The organism is Lutimaribacter degradans, from assembly GCF_023703375.1.
GTDB classification, from domain to species: domain Bacteria; phylum Pseudomonadota; class Alphaproteobacteria; order Rhodobacterales; family Rhodobacteraceae; genus Lutimaribacter; species Lutimaribacter degradans.
On sequence record NZ_JAMQGO010000017.1, the window covers coordinates 1 to 17,092 of the forward strand.

Here is a 17,092-nt window from a genome sequence, read left to right on the forward strand (position 1 = left end):
ATCCTTGCGAAATTCTTCCGTTCGTCCTGTTCCCATAGCTCGTCTCCTTTGCTGCACAATATGCTATCAAAGGAGCGGCACCAAACCGCGACAGGTCCAAAGGGCAACTTTGGAAAAACATAGCAATGTCCGATAATTGCAAGCTATTCACCAAATTCGCGTAGTCATCAGGTCCGGAGAATATCGGCCCTGAGAGACCGCTTCCGGGCCTCCTGACAGCAGGGGCGGTGCCCAGCCCCTCCCGCATAACCCTCGAAAACAACGAAAAAATCCGGCCGCAGCCGGATCAAGAGAACGCTTTCGCGAGGGCAAGTGGCGGAGGGGATGGGACCGGGATCCAACGTTCTCCAAGCAACCAGAAATGTTTTCAATGCCTTAGGTGGTTCCTAGCCTGCGATGCTCGCAAAGAAGAACAGGGCTGCAAGTACCAAGGCCCATAGCACGCCGCCGACCACGATCATCGCCGCGACGCCGACCGCGAAGCCCGAAAGGATCCAGGCGCCGTCGCGTTCGATCATTCCGAGTGCGATGATCGAGATCGCCAGCGCCGGCAGCACGTTTCCCAACGGGATGGGCAGGGTCAGGATGACCGCCAGCACAAGGCAGAAGGCACCGATCACCCGCTCGGCCGTATCTCCCGTCAGCCCGGGCATCCTCGGGCGCAACAGTCGCTCGATCCGTTTCAGTCGGGGCACCGTCTGGTCGACCATCCGACCGAAGCCCTCGCTGGAAATGGATCGCTTGAGGACGACGTCGGGGAGGATCAAGGGTCGGCCGCCCATCAACTGAGACGCGATGATGACCAACGGCAGGCCAAGGATGCCGGAGGTCCCCGGTGGCATTGGCAGTACGTTGGGGACAGCGAACAGGAACAGAAGCGCGCCCGAAGCACGGTAGCGGAATGCCTCGACGAGCGTGCGCACCGAAACACGGTCGCCGCGGGTCTGGTCCGACACTTGAGAAAGCATCTCGGTCAGGCGCGGTGGGCTGGAGACTTCGGTGTTGTCGGCTGACCATCTCGTGGTCTGGTCGGTCATCGCGATCCTCGGAGAGTGTAGGGTGTGGCGGATTGGCCTGCACGGCGCTGCGTTCGACTGACTTACGGAGCCACCAGGCACTCCCGTCCGCCGAAAGAAGAGCGGCCAAAAAATTTTCGACGTGCGGGATGGGATCGGCCGACGCCTCCGTATGGATGTTGAACACAAAAACGAGGGCCGGAATGGATTCACCGTTGCAGATCGACGCGAAGACGCTACTGACGCCCGGCGACCCGGCGCCGGGCTTTATCCAGAGAAGCGTCTCGAACCCGCGCTACGCCTTCGACAGCGCGGCGGGGCGGTACCTCGTGCTGTGCTTCTACGGCAGCGCCGGCGATCCCCATGCGCAGGCAGCGCTCGAGGCCGCCCACGCCCGGACGGACATCTTCGACGACGACCGGGCCTGCTTCTTCGGGGTAAGCGTCGACCGGGAGGACGAGGCAGCAGGCCGCGTGGCGAACCGCATCCCCGGCTATCGCCACTTCTGGGATTTCGACCTGACCGCGTCACGGCGCTATGGCGTTGCCGACAAGGAGGCGGACCCCGCAAGCGGGCCGGTCGCGCTGGCGCGGCAGTGGATCGTCATCGACCCCACGATGCGCGTGCTGGCAGCCATCCCGTTCCGGCAGGATCGTGGTGACGTTTGTGAGATCATGGCGCTCATGGACAGCCTGCCGCCGCACGAGCGTTTTGCCGGGGTCGAACTCATGGCTCCGGTCCTGTTTCTGCCACGCGTGTTCGAGCCCGAGCTCTGCCAGCATCTGATCGGGCTCTATGAGGCGCAAGGCGGGGAAGAAAGCGGCTTCATGCGCGAAATCGGCGGCAGGACGATGGCGATCACCGACCCAGGTTTCAAACGCCGCAAGGATTACAACATCGAGGACGGCGACCTGATCTCGGCCCTGCAGGCGCGGTTCCTGCGCCGTGTCGTGCCTGAGATTGCCAAGGTGCACCAGTTCAAGGTGACGCGGATGGAACGCTACATCGTCTCCTGCTACGCGGCCGAGGATGGTGGCCACTTCTCTGCGCACCGCGACAACACGACAAAAGGCACGGTGCATCGCCGCTTTGCCGTATCGGTCAATCTCAATGACGATTTCGAGGGCGGCGAGGTCAGCTTTCCGGAATACGGCCCACGCAGCTTCAAGGCTCCACCGGGTGGTGCCGTCGTGTTCTCTTGCTCGCTTCTACACAAAGTCAGCAAGGTGACCAAAGGCAGGCGCTTTGCCTTCCTGCCCTTTCTGTATGACGATGCAGCGGCCCGTATACGCGAAGAGAATGCCCGCTTCATTGGCGAGACCGGCTCGAACTATCGCGCGAGCGACCAGACATCGGCAGAACAGAGCGCATGAGACGCGCCCGACAGGAGATATGAGCCTCCATGGCCCATGACGACCTCGACATCGTTGGACAACTCGAGGCCCTGCGCCGCTATGCGCGGGTCCTGACACGCGACGCCGAAGCGGCCGACGACCTGGTGCAGGCGACTTTCGTGCGGGCGCAGGAGCGGCGCGCAACCTTCCGGGATGGTGCGGATGTGCGGGTCTGGTTGATGGCGATCCTGCACAATCTCTTCATCGACACCCGGCGCAGTGCGCAGGCGTCCCAAGCCCGAGAACAGGCTTGGGCCGAGACACGACCGTCCTTTGTGGAGGCGTCCGGTGAAATGGCGGCACGGCTGGCACAGCTACGCGCCGCGTTCCTGTCGCTGAGTGCCGAACAGCGTGAAGCCCTTCACCTGGTGGCGGTAGAGGGGCTTGGGCCGATCGAAGCGGCGCAGATTTTGGGTGTGCCGCCGGGCACGGTGATGTCCCGCGTCGGCCGCGCGCGCGCGGCACTCCGCGCCTTCGAGGACGGTCGGGGCGAGGCAGCGTCGGCGAAACCATTCAGGATTGTGGGAGGACGCGATGAGCGACAGGACTGAGATCGATCCACAGATTGAGGCCGATCTTCTGGCGCTTCTGGAGGGGCGTCTGGACCCCGATCGCATCATAGCCGTCGCCGATTTTCTTAAGGAAAGGCCGGAGCGGACGGCAGACCTGCTTGCCGATGCAGGCAACACTGCAGCACTGCGTATGGCGCTTTCATCTGCAGACGATCCGGCGCCGCCACGACTCGTGGCCGGGGCGCATCGTTTGCAGGGCCGTTTGCGCGGGCAGCGCGTGTTGCGTCGCGCAGTTCCCTTCGCGGCAGCCGTGGTTCTGTTCGCTACAGGTTGGGTTGTCCATGCGACGTGGCAAATGACCGGGCCCGCAAGCGCCCCACCGCTGGTGGAGGCGGCGCTCGACGCGCAGTCGGCGCTGGAGCTTCGGCACTGGATGGTATCGCAGCCCGAAAGCGCGGAGCTGAACGCGCAGGAAATCGTCGCAGCACTCGGGGTAGACCTGCCGTCCCTGCCCGAGGATTGGACAGTGCGCGATGTGCAAATCGTTGCAACACCTGATCGCCCCGCCATTGCCATTGTAATAGACGCCCCTGATCTCGGTCGACTGATGCTCTTTGCGATCGCCCGAGGCACTGACGATACTGAGGATCCGCCCAGAGCCTTCGAGTTTCAGGGACGCACCATTGCGCTGTTCGAGCGTGGTCGATCGTCGTTCGTCCTCGTCGATGAATCCGGACATCCCGCGCAGTTGGCAGCAGGGGCGCATGAACTCTTGAACAGGTTGAACTGAAATTGGACCGATTTAAACTTACCCCTGTCGAGGAAGCTCTGTCGCGGGCTCAAGCTGCACTGGTTGAAAACAACCTGACCGAGGCTGTCTCGGCCTTCGCAGAAGCGCGAAAGGCCGGAGCGTCGCTGCGTCAGACCGCCGAGCGGCACGCCATCGCTCTGTCTGAATTGGGCCAGCACGCCGAAGCGATCGAGGTGCTCAAGCCCTGGTTCGCCAAGAACCGTAAGTCTTATCCGGTCACGAACCTGATGGGTGTGCTTTTGAAACGGGCGGGCCGTTTCACCAAGGCCGTGCAGGTGCTCGAGCAGGCGCGAAAGCTGAAACCCGGCGTTGTGTCTGCCTGGCAGAACCTTGGCAATGTGCACGAGGCCATGGGCGACCTCGAAGCCGCTGCGAAAGCCTTCCGGGGAGGGCTTCGGGCAGACCCGAAGTCGGCGGAACTCTGGCGGTTGCATGGCCGAGCCATTCTCGGTCTCGGGCGTTCGAAGGAAGCGTTGGAGAGCCTGCGCAAGGCCGTGATGCTCGCCCCTTGGGACATGGCGGCCGTCGGCATGCTGACCACGACCCTGCGCGAGGTCGGGCGGGCCGCGGAAGCATGGGCGCTTCTCGATCGGCTTGCGGCGCAACGCCCGGGTGAGCCCGAGATCGCCGTCGCCATGGCCCGCCTGCATCATCGGGAAGGCCAACCAGACAAGGCGAGGGAACTCCTGTCGAAGATCATTGCATCCAGTCCTGGACATCTGGGTGCCAACATGTTGCTGGCCGTGACCTACGGCGACTCCGACCGTGAGGCAGCGAACGCTGCATATGCGCGTGCCGTCGAAGCGAATCCAGGGTCGTTCGAGGCGCTGGACGGCCTTGTGGATAGCCTCGCCCGCAGCCGTTACGGCAGCGAGGTCGCCCATCTCGAACGCGCATATGAGCTCGGAATTCGGCTGCTCGATCGCTTTCCGTCTCGAGCGCCGGACGCAGCGCGCACGCTACGAACGGTCTTCATGCGTGTACTCGACGAGGATACCATGGCGCGCACCGGAACGCTGGCGTCGCTACTGCCGGTCTGGTTGGCGGACGGACGCCATTCCAACGTCCATTACGAGCTTGGACAGGTGACGACGCTGGATGAAAGGCTGCAACTGGTCGACTGGCATCGGCAGTGGGGCCGCAAGGCGAGCCGTGACATCTCTCCCGTCGAACCGATCGCGACACCGGCGCTGGCGACGGGGCGCAAGCTTCGGATCGGGTTCATGTCCTCGGATCTGCGGCAGCACCCCGTCACCTACTTCGCGCTGCCTCTGTTGGAGGGCTACGACCGCGACAGGGTTGATGTCTATTGCTATTCGTTCAGTGAAAAGCCCGAAGACAGCGTGCAGGCGCTGATCGCGCGGAGCGTAACGGCGTTCCGGCATTGGCCGAGGCGTCCCGACGCTCAGGTCGCGGAAGGAATCGCGCAGGACGGCCTCGACATTCTGTTTGAGCTTGGCGGCTCCACCGCCATGAACAAGCTGGAGGTTATGGCTTATCGCCCCGCGCGGCTGGGCGCGAGCTGGCTGGGTTATCCGCATTCTTCGGGGCTGGAGCAGATCGATCTGATCCTGACCGATCCCTACATCCGCCCGGACGATCCGCGCCTGCTGATCGAACGGCCCTTCGAGATGCCCGAAACCTGGGTCGCTATCTCGCGCATGTTCGCCGAGATCGACATATCTGAAGGAACGCCAGAGGCCCGCAAGGGGCATCTGACCTTCGGGACGGCCAATAACCCTTACAAGTACACGCCCGCCTGCCTCGATGCTTGGGCAGCGGTATTGAGGACCATGCCAGGTTCGCGGTTCCTGTTCCTGCGGCCCGAGGCGGGTGCCGAGAGCTTTGTGCGCAACGCGCGGGCCGCCTTTGCCCGGCGCGACGTCGACCCCGACAGGCTGGAGTTCATCGGCATCCGCGGCGGGCACCTGCCCCATTACAACGAAATAGACATCGCGCTCGACACGCTGCCGCATGTCGGCGGCACCACGACCTGCGAGGCGCTGTGGATGGGGGTGCCGACTGTCAGCCTGGCGGGCCGCGGCTTCCCCGAGCGGCTGTCCTATTCCAACTTGTCGAACGCGGGGCTGGGCGATCTCGCGGTGTTTTCCGTTGCGGACTACGTGGCCAAGGCGGCGGAACTGGCCGCCGATCCGGCCCGCCGCGCGGCGATGCGCAAAGGGGCTCGGGCCGCGATCCGCGCCAACCCTCTCGGCCAGCCCGAGCGGTTCACCAAGGCATTCTATGATCTGGCGCAAAGGGTGGCTTCGGAATGAAGGCTGTCATCCTGGCGGGCGGACGCGGCACAAGACTGTCCGAGGAGACGGGCCTGCGCCCGAAACCGATGGTCGAGATCGGCGGGCAGCCGATCCTCTGGCACATCTGCAAGATCTACGCGGCACACGGGATCACCGATTTCGTGATCTGCCTCGGTTATCGCGGCTGGCAGATCCGGAATTACTTCCTCGACTTCACGCGGCTGCACTCTGACCTGACGATCGACCTGTCCACCGGCGCGGTCGACGTTCTGCGCCCCGGAACGGAGCCGTGGCGGGTCACGCTGATCGACACTGGCGAAAACAGCCAGACCGGTGGCAGGCTCGCCCGGATCGGCCATCTCCTGCGCGGCGATGACGCCTTCTGCATGACCTACGGGGACGGGGTCGCAGATGTGGATGTAACTGGCGCCATTGCCTTTCATCGGAGACACGGGCAGCAGGCAACTGTGTCTGCCGTGGTGCCACCGGGACGTTTCGGCGCGCTTGATACCGTCGATGGCCGTGTCAGCGCCTTCACCGAGAAGCCCGCCGGGGATGGCGGACTGATCAACGGCGGGTTCTTCGTGCTGTCACCCGCCGTGCTCGACCGGATTGAAGGCGACGCCACCGTCTGGGAAGGCGCGCCGCTGCAATCGCTCGCTGCCGAGGGTGAGTTGATGGCGTGGGAACATCGCGGTTTCTGGCAGCCGATGGACACATTGCGGGATCGGGACTACCTGCGAGTGCTCTGGGAGGCGGGGCATGCACCCTGGAAGATCTGGTGAGGCGACCCGATCCATCCTTCTGGCGCGGCCGGCCCGTGCTTCTGACCGGCCACACCGGGTTCAAGGGCGGCTGGACTGCGCTGATGCTCGATGCGCTCGGCGCGCGGGTGACAGGGCTGGCGCTCGATCCCGAACCGGGGCTGTCGGCCCATGACGCGCTTGGCGGGGCCGCCAGGCTCGACCGCGACCTGCGCCGCGATATCAGGGCGACCGGCGCGATCGGGGATGCGGTTCCAGAGGGTGGCGTGGTGCTGCACCTCGCCGCGCAGGCGATCGTGGGTCGGGGCCATCGCGACCCATCGGGAACATGGTCGGCCAATCTGGACGGCACCCGCACGCTGCTGGACGCGGCGGCCGGCATGCCCATCGCCGCGGCGGTGATCGTCACCTCCGACAAGGTCTATCGCCAGACCGGCGCCCGTCGCCCCTTTGTCGAAGCCGACGCTCTGGGCGGGGAGGACCCCTACAGCGCGTCCAAGGCGGCGTGCGAGTTGCTGGTCGCCTCCTATCGCAAGGCGGGCCGGATCACTGTGCCGATCGCCACGGCGCGGGCTGGCAACGTGATCGGCGGAGGTGACCTTGGAGAAGATCGCCTTATCCCGGACCTTGTGCGCGCCATGGCTGCCGGGCAGTCGCTGCGCCTGCGCCACCCTGATGCGACGCGCCCGTTCCAGCATGTTCTGGACGTGATCTGTGGCTATCTTCTGCTGGCCGAAACCCTTGCCTCGGGCCCGGCGCCCGAAGCGGTCAATTTCGGCCCGGCGGAAGCGGAGACCCGTGTGCGCGACCTGCTCGATCTCTGGGCGCGCGCGACCGGCACCGCGATCGACTGGGCGCAGGACGCTGCCCCGGCCTATCCCGAACAGCCACGCCTCGCGCTTGACAGCTCCCTGGCCTGCACGGCGCTTGGCTGGGCGCCGTTAATGTCCGTCGGCATGGCAGCTGCCGAAACGGCGTGCTGGTATCGGGACCGGCTTGCAGGCCGCGATATGGCCAAGATCAGCCGCGACACCATCCAAACCTACCTGCACGGAGACCTGATCGCATGATTGTCGGCACCATCACGCGTTGCCGCGCCTGCGATGGTCCCCTGGGACCGGTGTTCTGTGATCTGGGCCGGATGCCAGTCGCCAACGCCTATCCCGCGCATGGATCAGACCCGCAGGCCGAGCCGCGCCACCCACTGCGCGCCGTTGTCTGCCGCGACTGCCGGATGGTCCAACTCGATCACATCGTCGATCCCGAGGAGGTCTTCAGCGACTACGCCTATTTCTCGTCGGTTTCGTCGTCATGGGTCGAACACGCAGCCCGCTTCGCGAAGGAGATGACCGCGCGGCTGGGCCTGGGGGCCGACTCGCTCGTGATCGAGGCGGCATCGAACGACGGCTACCTGCTGAAGCATTTCGTGACCGCGGGCATCCCTTGCCTCGGCGTCGAGCCTGCCGCGAACGTGGCCGAGGTCGCCCGTGCCGCAAGCGTGCCCACGGAAACCGCCTTCCTGACCGAGGCCAGCGCCGAGGCGATCCTGTCGCGCACGGGCAGACCGGCGGATCTGGTCGTGGCCAACAACGTGCTGGCCCACGTGCCCGATGTCACGGGTTTCGCGAATGCGCTGGCGCGGCTGCTGGCCCCCGAGGGCGTCCTGTCGATCGAGGCACCGCACCTGCTGGCTCTGGTGGACGGCGTGCAATTCGACACGATCTATCACGAACATTACGGTTACTGGTCGCTCTTGTCGGTCGAGAACTTGCTGGCCCGGGCGGGGCTGACCGTCTTCAACGTCGAACGCCTGAAGACCCATGGCGGATCGCTGCGGATACTGGCCGGGCATGCGCCCCGTCCCGCCTCGGCCTGGCTGAGCGCCCTCCGCGCCGAAGAGGCCGAGCGCGGGCTGGAGGACGATGCCTTCTACGAGAGCTTCCAGCCGCGAGTCGAAGAGACCTTGCAGGGCTTTCGTGGCTGGCTTGCTGCGAAGACCGACATGGGGCGGCGCATCGGCGCCTATGGTGCTGCGGCAAAGGGCAACACCTTCCTGAACGCAGCGCGGGTTCGCGCCGGTCACCTCTTGGCCGTCGCCGACATGGCGCCCTCGAAACAGGGGCGACGGCTGCCTGGCACCCGCGTGCCCATCGTGCATCCCGCGGAGCTCCTCGCGATGGCGCCGGACGATATCCTGATCCTGCCGTGGAACATCGCCCCCGAGATCGTGGCTTCGCTGCGCAACGCCGGCTACCGTGGCGGTCTGTGGACGGCCGTTCCCGAGATGCGGCGGCTCTGATGCGCTTCGATCCCACACCAATCGCCGGCGTCTTCGCCGTCAGCGCCGAACCGCACAGAGACGCGCGCGGCAGCTTCCGCCGCCTGTGGTGCCGCGAAAGCTTCTCTCGGGCAGGGCTGGAATTCTTGCCCGTCCAGTCGAGCCTGTCGACCAACCATCGCCGCCACACGCTTCGCGGGCTGCATTGGCAGGCACCACCACACGAGGAACAGAAACTCGTCCGCTGCGCGCGGGGGGCGGTCTGGGATGTCGCGGTCGACCTGCGCCCCGACCAGCCGACCTACCTGCACTGGCACGCCGAACGGCTCGACGCGGAAGGCGACCGCGCCCTGTTCCTGCCTCGCGGCGTGGCGCACGGATTCCTTACCCTGACAGATGGGGCCGAAGTCGAATACCTGATCGACACCGCACACGCGCCCGACGGCGCGCGCGGGGCGCGCTGGAACGACCCTGCCTTTGCGATAACCTGGCCGTCCGAGCCTGCGGTCATCTCCGACAAGGATCGGTCATGGCCCGATCATGGCTGTGCCTGAGCCCGTCCTCCTGACCGGCGCAACCGGCTTCGTCGGTCGCGCGATCCTTGCCGAGCTTGCGGCGCGGGGCATCCCTGTCGAAGCCGTTTCTCGCCACGACAGGCCTGACAGCGCGGGCGTGCGATGGCATCGCGCGGATCTTCTTGACCCGGAGGATCGCACGCGCCTTATCGGCCTGTCGCGCGCGACCCGCCTGATCCATGCCGCGTGGTATGTCGAACACGGCGCCTTCTGGTATGACGCGCTCAATGCCGACTGGCGCGCGGCCTCGCTCGATCTGGCGACGCTGTTTCTCGCCGGCGGCGGGCGACGGATCGTCGGCATCGGCACCTGCGCCGAATACTTGACAGAGCCTCACGGCTTGGCACCCTGGCCCGAGATGCGCGCGATCGCTCCGACAACGCCCTACGGCATGGCAAAGGCCCTACTGCATAGCCAGATGGAAGAGCTCAGCCGGGAGGCCGGCGCGTCCTTGGTCTGGGCCCGTCTCTTTCATCTTTATGGCCCGGGCGAGCATCCCGCCCGCTTCGTGCCCGCGCTGCTGGCCGCCCTGGCCGAGGGTCGGCCGGCAGAGGTGCGCGCCGCCGACCTCGTGCGCGATTTCGCCTCGACCGCTCATGTGGCGCGCTGCATCGTGGCCTTGCTGAAAACCGATGCGAACGGCGCATTCAACATCGGATCGGGCGCCCCGCGTAGCCTCGGCGCCCTGGCCCGGATCATGGCCGAGGCGGTTGGCGCGGACGCAGGCCTCAGCCTGAAGCATGCACCCGGACCGGGAGATCCGCCCGTGATGATCCCCGACCTGTCCCGCCTGTTCGCGACAACCGGCTTGACCCCCGAAGATGTCGACGAGGGTCTCTCGCGCTTCGCCAACGACCAGGTGGCGGCACAGACCCGCGCGGCCGACGCTGCCTCACGAAACTGAAAGGACGCAATCATGAGCTTTTTCCGGAAGTACTTCGAGGGCACGGATGATCGCGTTCTCATGAAATGGGCGCATTATTACGACATCTACGAGCGCGAGCTTGCCCAATCCCGGGACAGGCCGGTTTCCTTTCTGGAGATCGGCGTGTTCAAGGGCGGTTCGGTCCCGATGTGGAAGGCGTTTCTAGCCGATGGGTCGCGCCTCACCTTTATCGACATTGATCCGGCCTGCGCGAACCATGCCGAACCGGGAACCACGATCGAGATTGGAAACCAAGCCGATCCGGACTTCATCGAAAAGATTGCGAGGACCTATGGACCTTTCGATATTATCGTGGACGATGGCAGCCACGTGAACGCTCACCAAATCAAGAGCTTCGAATTGCTCTGGCCGCATATCGCAGACGGTGGTGTTTATGTCGTCGAGGATTGCCACACAAGCTACTGGCCGGGCTTCGGGGGCGGCTATCGCAACGAGGCAAGCTTCATCGAATTCGCAAAGCGACTGATCGACCGGATGCACAGCTGGTATACCGATCAGGACGAGATGTTCCCGTTCGACCCGATCGCAAAGGAGCTGGAGTCGGTCCGCTTCTTCGACTCGATCACCATGATCGAAAAACGGATCAAGACGGGCCCACCAACGCTCTACATCATCGAAAACGGTCGGATCGAGGAAACGACTCGTCCGTTGAAAATCCGCGGCCGTCGCTCGGCCTTTGCTGGCAAGGATGGCTCGTGACGATAGGATTATTCTTATTTCCAGGAGGGTGAACCACTTTGCGTCGACTTGGCTGGAACTGGCTGGACATCCGCGCCTGCTCCCGCATCACGTGTAGCGGTAGTCACTCAACATCTCCACGACTGCCGCCCCCTCCGACAGAAAGGCCAATTCCTCAGCCGCCCGCGCTTGGTACTTGTGGCTATACACCACGACCGGTGGACATGCCCCGATCTCGCCGCCGTCAGAACTGCCCGGCAGCACAGCCGCACAGCCAGACCGAGGGCGACGCATCGCCGCCTTTCCGCTCGGTCAAACGCTCGGCGGGATGTGGTACGGCGTGTTCGCGGCGGATGCTTCCACTTGGCTGGTGGGAGCGACCGTCGCTGGGCTGATGATGGTCGGCTCGGTTGTCGCCGCCTTCGCGGGTGTGCTTGCCGACCCGGTGCAAAGCCGTTTCGGAATCCACCGCCGCCGCCTCGGACGGCTTCTGGCTACGGTGGAGGAAGATGTCCTTGGGCGCGGCGACAGACCTTTCGTCGCGCGCGAGCATTTCTATGCACGCCTGCTCGATCTGTGGGACGCAGTCGCAAGCGCTTTCAGCATGTTCAGGAACTGACAAGGCGTCGCCACGCCTGGCCCGTGGCCACGAGCGCCCCAACAGTATACACCATCATCACGATAAAGGGCCGGAACGTTCGGCAAGAGTTGGAGAAAATGTACCTCGAGATTGCGATCGTCATTCTGCTGACGCTGATCAACGGCCTTCTGGCGATGTCCGAACTGGCCATCGTCTCGGCCCGGCCCGCGCGGCTAAAGCTTCTGGCCGACAAGGGAAGCAAGGGGGCTGCGACGGCAATCCGTCTCGCAGAGGATCCGGGCCGGTTCCTGTCCAGCGTGCAGATCGGCATCACATTGGTCGGCATCCTCGCGGGCGCCTTTTCGGGCGCGACGCTCGGCGCGCGGCTGGCGGCGAGCCTGATCGACGCCGGCACGCCGTCGGCCTTTGCGCAGCCGGTCGGTGTCGGGTCGGTGGTTGTGGCGATCACCTACCTGTCGTTGATCGTGGGCGAACTGGTGCCCAAGCAGATCGCCCTGCGCGCGCCCGAACAGGTCGCTGCGCGCGTGGCCCCGATGATGCGGATCATCGCTCGCGTCGCAGCCCCGCTGGTCTGGGTCCTCGACCGATCGGGCAAGCTGGTGCTGGCGCTGCTCGGGCAGTCGGGCGGCCAATCACGCGGGGTGAGCGACGAAGAGGTCCGGCTGATCGTTGCCGAGGCGGAAAGCTCCGGCGCCATGGAACAGGCCGAGAGCCAGATGATTGCCGGCGTGATGCGGGTCGCCGACCGAACAGCAAGGGGGCTGATGACGGCACGGCATGAGGTCGAGACGCTCGATGCCAGCAGCGACAAGGCGGAACTTTTGCAGCGCCTGCATGATCTCAGCCGATCTAGGTTGCCGGTCTGGGAGGGGGAGGTCGACAACATCATCGGCGTTCTGACAACCCGTGACATCCTGGTCCCCGCCCTGATGAACGAGCCGTTCGATCTGCGCGCCTTGCTACGCGAGGCCCCGGTGGTTCGGGACGCGCAAAGCGCGCTGGAAGTGGTGGATCGTCTGCGGACGGCACCGGCGCACATGGTGCTGGTCTATGACGAGTACGGGCACTTCGAGGGAATCATCACGCCAATGGACGTGTTGGAGGCCATTGCTGGCGAGTTTCCAGACAGTGCTGCGGACGAGCCCAAGATCGTAACGCGCGCGGATGGCTCCTACCTGATCGCAGGCTGGATGCCGGTCGACGAGTTCGCCGACCTGCTGTCGCTGGAGATCGATAAGGATCGCGATTATGAGACTGTCGCGGGACTTGTTCTCGACGAGATCGGACACCTGCCGGAGGTCGGCCAGCGGATGGAGCTGCAGGGCTGGACGGTCGAGGTTGTCGATCTGGACGGGCGGCGGATCGACAAGCTTCTGGTCGGCCGGTCAGGCTAGACAATGAGACCGGCTGCGATACAGACTGCACACCTTACTGCCGATGCGCTCAGCTCGTCTGCAGCAAGGCTTCAAATTACGGGGACGCGAACTGCTTGATACGGACATGGATCAACGCGACCCTCAGCGCCACCGGTGCGCTGCTTGAAAATGTCGGCTTGGATAGGAGGAGCGTAATGCCGGAATTGGAACGTGCAATGGAAAAGCTGATCTTTGCGAGCCGATGGATCCTCGCTCCATTCTTCATCGGACTGCTGGTGGCGATGGTGGTGTTGCTTTTCAAGTTCCTGAAGGAGCTTCTGGACCTCATCCTCAATATCTGGACGACCACGGATTACGACGTCGTGATCTCGATCCTGACGCTGGTAGACACAGCGCTTATAGCCGTACTGCTGCTGATCATCGTCTTCAGCGGCTACGAAAGTTTCGTCTCCAGGATCAATACCAACGATCACGAAGATCGGCCGGCCTGGATGGGCAAGGTTGGGTTCTCAGATCTCAAGCTCAAGCTTATCGGTGCAATTGTCGCCATATCGGCGGTCGAGCTTTTGAAGGCATTCCTCGTTAGCCAGAATTACACCGACAGCCAGCTCGCCTGGAAGGTCGGCATTCACTTCACCTTCGTGCTCTCCGGCGTGCTCTTCGCAGTCACCGACTACATCGCCGAAAGTAGCAAGCGAAAGTAGGCCCTTTGGCAGGAATGTCGCCGCACTGCGGTCTTCTGCGACCATGGTGCGTTGACCAATCGCAGCCGATGCTCTGTGCCAGGATTCACCGACGGTTCTGATTCACGCGGATCTGCCCTCGCATCACGGCGTAGTCGTTCAGCATTTCGGGGATCACCGATCCCTCCGGCAGCAGGGCCAGTTCCTCGGCCGCCCGAGCCTGGAACTCGCGGCGATACTGGACCTGCGGTGGGCAGACGGTCGCGACGCGGGGTTCAGAAGCGACCGTTGCGCAGCCGCTCAGCAAGCTCGTCGCGATTGCGAGGGCGGCGAGCCGCCGCTTCCAGCATCCGGCGTTGCACATCATTTGCCTCCTCAGTGGTTTTGAGACGTTCCGCGAAGCGTCCCGCTCGCTCGCCGGACCGCCGAAGCGAAAGCAGGAATAAGAGCACGGCGAGGACAATAGCGCCATAGCGTATCGCCGTGCACGCCCATGCCGATCCGGCGATCACTGTGAGGGGCCCACCAGTCATCTCCGGCCCCGGCGCCAGTCATCGAGCCGCGCATAGATCGTGACTGCGATGCCGCCGAGCGCGACGGCGATGAACACCCAACGCAGGGTGTCGAGATACGGCACGAGCGGCAGGATCGCGGTCTGGGTCTCGGCGAGGACGCTCTGCGCCACCTCGACACCCGCGGCACCCAGCGTCGCCGCTCCGGCAGCCCCGCCGCCCCTCATGATGCGGCTGTCGGCCAGTAATTCGCGCGCGGGCGGGGCCTCTGGCGCAAAGGGCACCGCGCGGACCGGGAACTTCTCGCCCCAACTCCGCGCTGGTCCAAGGTCGATATGCATGAAGCCGGACCGCGGATAGTAGCCAAATCCGAGGAACCCCACCGCCCGCGCCGCTGTCTCGAAGGCAACGGGATCGTGGTTCGCCATGGCGATGTCAAAGGCGGCGCCGTCGAGGTGCTTGGACCGGGTCGCACCACCGACGGCGCGGTTGTGCTCGGGGCTGCGATAGGCGGAGCGGAGGATCAGCGGCTTGCCCAGCCGGTCGCGCAGGGCTTGCAGCTTGTCGAGCGCCTCGATGTTGATCTTGATCGCCCCGGTGCCCCTGCAGGCGATTTCGGCGGGCGAGAAGTTCGGCCAGCGCCAATCGCGCTCTGGCACGTTGCGGAAATGCCGAAAGGTTCGGATCGCTTCAGGCATGATGACCTCCTTGGGAATGGAAACACCCGCCATTGGCGGGCTATGGGATATGTCGGGAAAGGCTGCTGGGGCTGGCGAGGATAACGGCCACAGTTGCGTGCTGCCTCATTCGCCCTTTCCGCGCTGAAACGCCTGAAACAGCAAATCTCGGATATCGCGAATGTCGGTTTCGATGCTGGAGAGGCGATCGGCATCGATCTTTCGGTCCTCCGCGCGCTGTTTGTCGACGCGGTCGCGTTCCTCGGTCAGTTCGTGATCGAGGCGCTGCAGCATCGCCTCGTTGGTAAAGGCGCGCCGGGTGACACCTGCGGCGAGGGCAAAAAGACCCGCTATGAGGCCAGTGATCGCGGCCGTCAGCCCATGCTCGCGCAGGGCCTGCGCCACATCGGTGACAAGGGACATGAGGAATTCCTTGTGTTCAGGAGCGTGCGAAGAGGTCGATTGCACCGCAGCGCCCCAATTCAGAGCAGGCCGTAGCGCTGCGCCAGCCAATCCTCGATGGCGAAGGTGGTGGTATCATCGAGGGTTCCCTCGTAGAGCAGGACTTCGTAGAGATGGCCGTGGAAATAGCCGCCGCTGGAAAAGCCCGAGCTGCGCAGGAATTGGGTGCTGGCCAGGGCCGTGCTGGAGAGATTGCTGAGTTGGCGATCCTCGATCCACAGGCCGATGCGGTTTTGCCGCAACCAGAAATTTGCATAGGGCAGATTGGTGTCGCCACTGGCATTGCGGCCGGCGGCCGCCATGAGGAGCTGCGGGTTGGTGACATTGCCGGCGCGCATCTGCGACTTGATCCAATGGATTTGCGCCCCGGCCGTGTCGCGGAAATGCAGCGAGACCTTGCCACCGCTGGAGACCGGGGCACCGAGGAGGGCCGGCAGGAGGCTCAACTCTGCCACGGCATCGGTCACGGCAAAGACCGTGAAGGGGGCGCTTCCCGTCGAGCCTGCGGGTTGGGCAAAGTCCAGGTCCTCGAAACACTGCGCCAGGCTGCAATCACAGGCGATATAGGGGTGGCCACCAAGACCGTCGCTGCGCCAGAGGGGGCGATGGGCGGGATCGGATTGCTGCGCATCCTCGGCGCTGCCCAGATTGCCCCAGCGGGCAACAGGATCGAGATCGGCCACGGGGACGAGGCCCGCATTGTCGGCAAAGACCGCTTCGCTGGCCGAGAAGCGGTAGAGAAGGTTCGTCGTCCAGACAAAGGGTGGATCAGGCGGAACCACCCCGGCCCCGGCCGCGAGGAGGCTCGTGAAGAGAAGCGGCATCAGAGCAGGCTCCCGGTCAGCGTGACGGACATCCCCGCGATGGTGGCATCGGCTGTTGCAGGCGCCACGAAGCGCAGCACATCTCCCGGCACGAGGGAAAGCGCCAGGCCGCCCGCGGTGGCAAAGGCGAAGGCCCCTGTCGCATCGATGGTGATGGTCCCTGCCGGGGCGCCGTTGCGCGTGAGCGCAATCTCGAAGGCGGCGGTGGGCGCGACATCGGCATGGCCGCGCGCGCCCGCAAAATCGACAGGCAGAAGCACCGCCCTTGGCACAACCACCTTGCCCAGCACGGCGCTGGCCTCGGGGGTGGCAAAAGCCGTCATCCCGAAATCCCAGGCTTCCTCCTGCCGCGCGCCGACGCGAGAAACGGCATTGCCGCCGACATGGATCAGATCCTGACGGCCTGCGGCGAGATCGACCATCGGCCCGGAGGCCTGACGTAGCGACACGCTCTGGCCCGTGCCATTCTGCACGGCCAGCAGCCGTGAGATTGCGGGGAGTTGCAGCGTGAAGGCCGCAGCCGGGGTGCCGGTCAGGGCAAGCCGTGCCGCGCGCTGAACTTGTGCCAGCGTCGGGCTGATCGTGCCGCCCGCGGTGCAATCGACGGAGAGGGTGGCCACCATGGCGAGATCAAGGGCGTTGATCGCGTCATTGATGGTGACCTCTTTCTGGTTCTGGGCGGCGGCGACATGGGGCGCGGCCAGGTTCGGGCTGGTCATCGGGGG

General features: G+C 64.6%; 19 protein-coding genes. 13 read left to right on the plus strand and 6 right to left on the minus strand.

The features are described from left to right. Positions 1-386: 386 nt before the first annotated feature. On the minus strand, positions 387-1,037 hold the full coding sequence (locus tag M8744_RS16560; protein ID WP_251419825.1) for an exopolysaccharide biosynthesis protein: 651 nt from the start codon (positions 1,035-1,037) through the stop codon (positions 387-389). 182 nt (positions 1,038-1,219) lie between these two features. On the opposite strand from M8744_RS16560, the gene M8744_RS16565 reads away from it, so the two are divergent. The 13 genes from M8744_RS16565 (at position 1,220) to M8744_RS16625 (ending at position 13,913) form a co-directional block, all read left to right on the plus strand. Continuing rightward, complete coding sequence (locus tag M8744_RS16565) at positions 1,220-2,389, plus strand: 2OG-Fe(II) oxygenase (RefSeq protein WP_251419827.1); 1,170 nt, start codon at positions 1,220-1,222, stop codon at positions 2,387-2,389. Between the two features lie 29 nt (positions 2,390-2,418). Next, positions 2,419-2,961 (plus strand): sigma-70 family RNA polymerase sigma factor, encoded by a 543-nt coding sequence (locus tag M8744_RS16570; RefSeq protein ID WP_251419829.1) that lies wholly within the window; start codon positions 2,419-2,421, stop codon positions 2,959-2,961. Beyond that, positions 2,945-3,712, plus strand: a complete 768-nt coding sequence (locus M8744_RS16575; protein ID WP_251419831.1) for an anti-sigma factor family protein — start codon at positions 2,945-2,947, stop codon at positions 3,710-3,712. Before M8744_RS16570 ends, M8744_RS16575 begins: the two co-directional genes overlap by 17 nt. A gap of 2 nt (positions 3,713-3,714) precedes the next feature. Continuing rightward, positions 3,715-6,009, plus strand: a complete 2,295-nt coding sequence (locus tag M8744_RS16580; RefSeq protein WP_251419833.1) for an O-linked N-acetylglucosamine transferase family protein — start codon at positions 3,715-3,717, stop codon at positions 6,007-6,009. Next, positions 6,006-6,776 (plus strand): glucose-1-phosphate cytidylyltransferase, encoded by a 771-nt coding sequence (gene rfbF / locus M8744_RS16585; protein WP_251419834.1) that lies wholly within the window; start codon positions 6,006-6,008, stop codon positions 6,774-6,776. The genes M8744_RS16580 and rfbF overlap by 4 nt, the downstream gene beginning before the upstream one ends. Then, a complete protein-coding gene (gene rfbG / locus M8744_RS16590; protein ID WP_251419837.1) occupies positions 6,773-7,825 on the plus strand; it encodes a CDP-glucose 4,6-dehydratase in 1,053 nt (350 codons plus the stop codon). Before rfbF ends, rfbG begins: the two co-directional genes overlap by 4 nt. Further along, the gene (locus M8744_RS16595) at positions 7,822-9,054 is read left to right on the plus strand and encodes a class I SAM-dependent methyltransferase (protein WP_251419839.1); all 1,233 of its coding nucleotides are present in this window, start codon (positions 7,822-7,824) and stop codon (positions 9,052-9,054) included. Before rfbG ends, M8744_RS16595 begins: the two co-directional genes overlap by 4 nt. Then, entirely contained in the window at positions 9,054-9,587 is a 534-nt protein-coding gene (locus M8744_RS16600) for a dTDP-4-dehydrorhamnose 3,5-epimerase family protein (protein WP_251419840.1), read from the plus strand. The genes M8744_RS16595 and M8744_RS16600 overlap by 1 nt, the downstream gene beginning before the upstream one ends. Next, positions 9,574-10,512, plus strand: coding sequence for an NAD-dependent epimerase/dehydratase family protein (locus M8744_RS16605; protein WP_251419841.1), 939 nt, complete (start codon positions 9,574-9,576; stop codon positions 10,510-10,512). The genes M8744_RS16600 and M8744_RS16605 overlap by 14 nt, the downstream gene beginning before the upstream one ends. A gap of 12 nt (positions 10,513-10,524) precedes the next feature. Continuing rightward, the gene (locus M8744_RS16610; RefSeq protein WP_251419842.1) at positions 10,525-11,253 is read left to right on the plus strand and encodes a class I SAM-dependent methyltransferase; all 729 of its coding nucleotides are present in this window, start codon (positions 10,525-10,527) and stop codon (positions 11,251-11,253) included. A 175-nt stretch (positions 11,254-11,428) separates the two neighbouring features. Next, positions 11,429-11,851 carry a DUF6635 family protein gene (locus M8744_RS16615; RefSeq protein WP_251419844.1) on the plus strand — a complete coding sequence of 141 codons (423 nt, stop codon included), beginning with the start codon at positions 11,429-11,431 and terminating at the stop codon, positions 11,849-11,851. A gap of 98 nt (positions 11,852-11,949) precedes the next feature. Next, positions 11,950-13,227: a hemolysin family protein gene (locus tag M8744_RS16620; protein ID WP_251419845.1), complete on the plus strand. Its 1,278-nt coding sequence runs from the start codon at positions 11,950-11,952 to the stop codon at positions 13,225-13,227. Positions 13,228-13,403: 176 nt separating this feature from the next. Further along, positions 13,404-13,913: a TIGR00645 family protein gene (locus M8744_RS16625; RefSeq protein WP_251419847.1), complete on the plus strand. Its 510-nt coding sequence runs from the start codon at positions 13,404-13,406 to the stop codon at positions 13,911-13,913. 85 nt (positions 13,914-13,998) lie between these two features. On the opposite strand, the gene M8744_RS16630 is transcribed toward M8744_RS16625, so the two are convergent. From M8744_RS16630 to M8744_RS16655, 5 genes are all read right to left on the minus strand, one after another. Further along, positions 13,999-14,259: a hypothetical protein gene (locus tag M8744_RS16630; protein WP_251419849.1), complete on the minus strand. Its 261-nt coding sequence runs from the start codon at positions 14,257-14,259 to the stop codon at positions 13,999-14,001. A 162-nt stretch (positions 14,260-14,421) separates the two neighbouring features. Beyond that, positions 14,422-15,102 (minus strand): YcbK family protein, encoded by a 681-nt coding sequence (locus tag M8744_RS16640; protein WP_251419852.1) that lies wholly within the window; start codon positions 15,100-15,102, stop codon positions 14,422-14,424. A gap of 105 nt (positions 15,103-15,207) precedes the next feature. Beyond that, on the minus strand, positions 15,208-15,504 hold the full coding sequence (locus tag M8744_RS16645) for a hypothetical protein (protein WP_251419853.1): 297 nt from the start codon (positions 15,502-15,504) through the stop codon (positions 15,208-15,210). A gap of 59 nt (positions 15,505-15,563) precedes the next feature. Further along, positions 15,564-16,367, minus strand: a complete 804-nt coding sequence (locus M8744_RS16650) for a hypothetical protein (RefSeq protein ID WP_251419854.1) — start codon at positions 16,365-16,367, stop codon at positions 15,564-15,566. After that, a complete protein-coding gene (locus M8744_RS16655; protein WP_251419856.1) occupies positions 16,367-17,086 on the minus strand; it encodes a hypothetical protein in 720 nt (239 codons plus the stop codon). The genes M8744_RS16650 and M8744_RS16655 overlap by 1 nt, the downstream gene beginning before the upstream one ends. Positions 17,087-17,092 lie beyond the last annotated feature (6 nt).

Bases quoted from the DNA above. Each gene is read 5' to 3' on its own strand.
- M8744_RS16560 (WP_251419825.1), bottom strand. From the start codon at position 1,037: ATGACCGACCAGACCACGAGATGGTCAGCCGACAACACCGAAGTCTCC.
- M8744_RS16565 (WP_251419827.1), top strand. From the start codon at position 1,220: ATGGATTCACCGTTGCAGATCGACGCGAAGACGCTACTGACGCCCGGC.
- M8744_RS16570 (WP_251419829.1), top strand. From the start codon at position 2,419: ATGGCCCATGACGACCTCGACATCGTTGGACAACTCGAGGCCCTGCGC.
- M8744_RS16575 (WP_251419831.1), top strand. From the start codon at position 2,945: ATGAGCGACAGGACTGAGATCGATCCACAGATTGAGGCCGATCTTCTG.
- rfbF (WP_251419834.1), top strand. From the start codon at position 6,006: ATGAAGGCTGTCATCCTGGCGGGCGGACGCGGCACAAGACTGTCCGAG.
- M8744_RS16595 (WP_251419839.1), top strand. From the start codon at position 7,822: ATGATTGTCGGCACCATCACGCGTTGCCGCGCCTGCGATGGTCCCCTG.
- M8744_RS16600 (WP_251419840.1), top strand. From the start codon at position 9,054: ATGCGCTTCGATCCCACACCAATCGCCGGCGTCTTCGCCGTCAGCGCC.
- M8744_RS16605 (WP_251419841.1), top strand. From the start codon at position 9,574: ATGGCTGTGCCTGAGCCCGTCCTCCTGACCGGCGCAACCGGCTTCGTC.
- M8744_RS16610 (WP_251419842.1), top strand. From the start codon at position 10,525: ATGAGCTTTTTCCGGAAGTACTTCGAGGGCACGGATGATCGCGTTCTC.
- M8744_RS16620 (WP_251419845.1), top strand. From the start codon at position 11,950: ATGTACCTCGAGATTGCGATCGTCATTCTGCTGACGCTGATCAACGGC.
- M8744_RS16625 (WP_251419847.1), top strand. From the start codon at position 13,404: ATGCCGGAATTGGAACGTGCAATGGAAAAGCTGATCTTTGCGAGCCGA.
- M8744_RS16630 (WP_251419849.1), bottom strand. From the start codon at position 14,259: ATGATGTGCAACGCCGGATGCTGGAAGCGGCGGCTCGCCGCCCTCGCA.
- M8744_RS16640 (WP_251419852.1), bottom strand. From the start codon at position 15,102: ATGCCTGAAGCGATCCGAACCTTTCGGCATTTCCGCAACGTGCCAGAG.
- M8744_RS16645 (WP_251419853.1), bottom strand. From the start codon at position 15,504: ATGTCCCTTGTCACCGATGTGGCGCAGGCCCTGCGCGAGCATGGGCTG.
- M8744_RS16650 (WP_251419854.1), bottom strand. From the start codon at position 16,367: ATGCCGCTTCTCTTCACGAGCCTCCTCGCGGCCGGGGCCGGGGTGGTT.
- M8744_RS16655 (WP_251419856.1), bottom strand. From the start codon at position 17,086: ATGACCAGCCCGAACCTGGCCGCGCCCCATGTCGCCGCCGCCCAGAAC.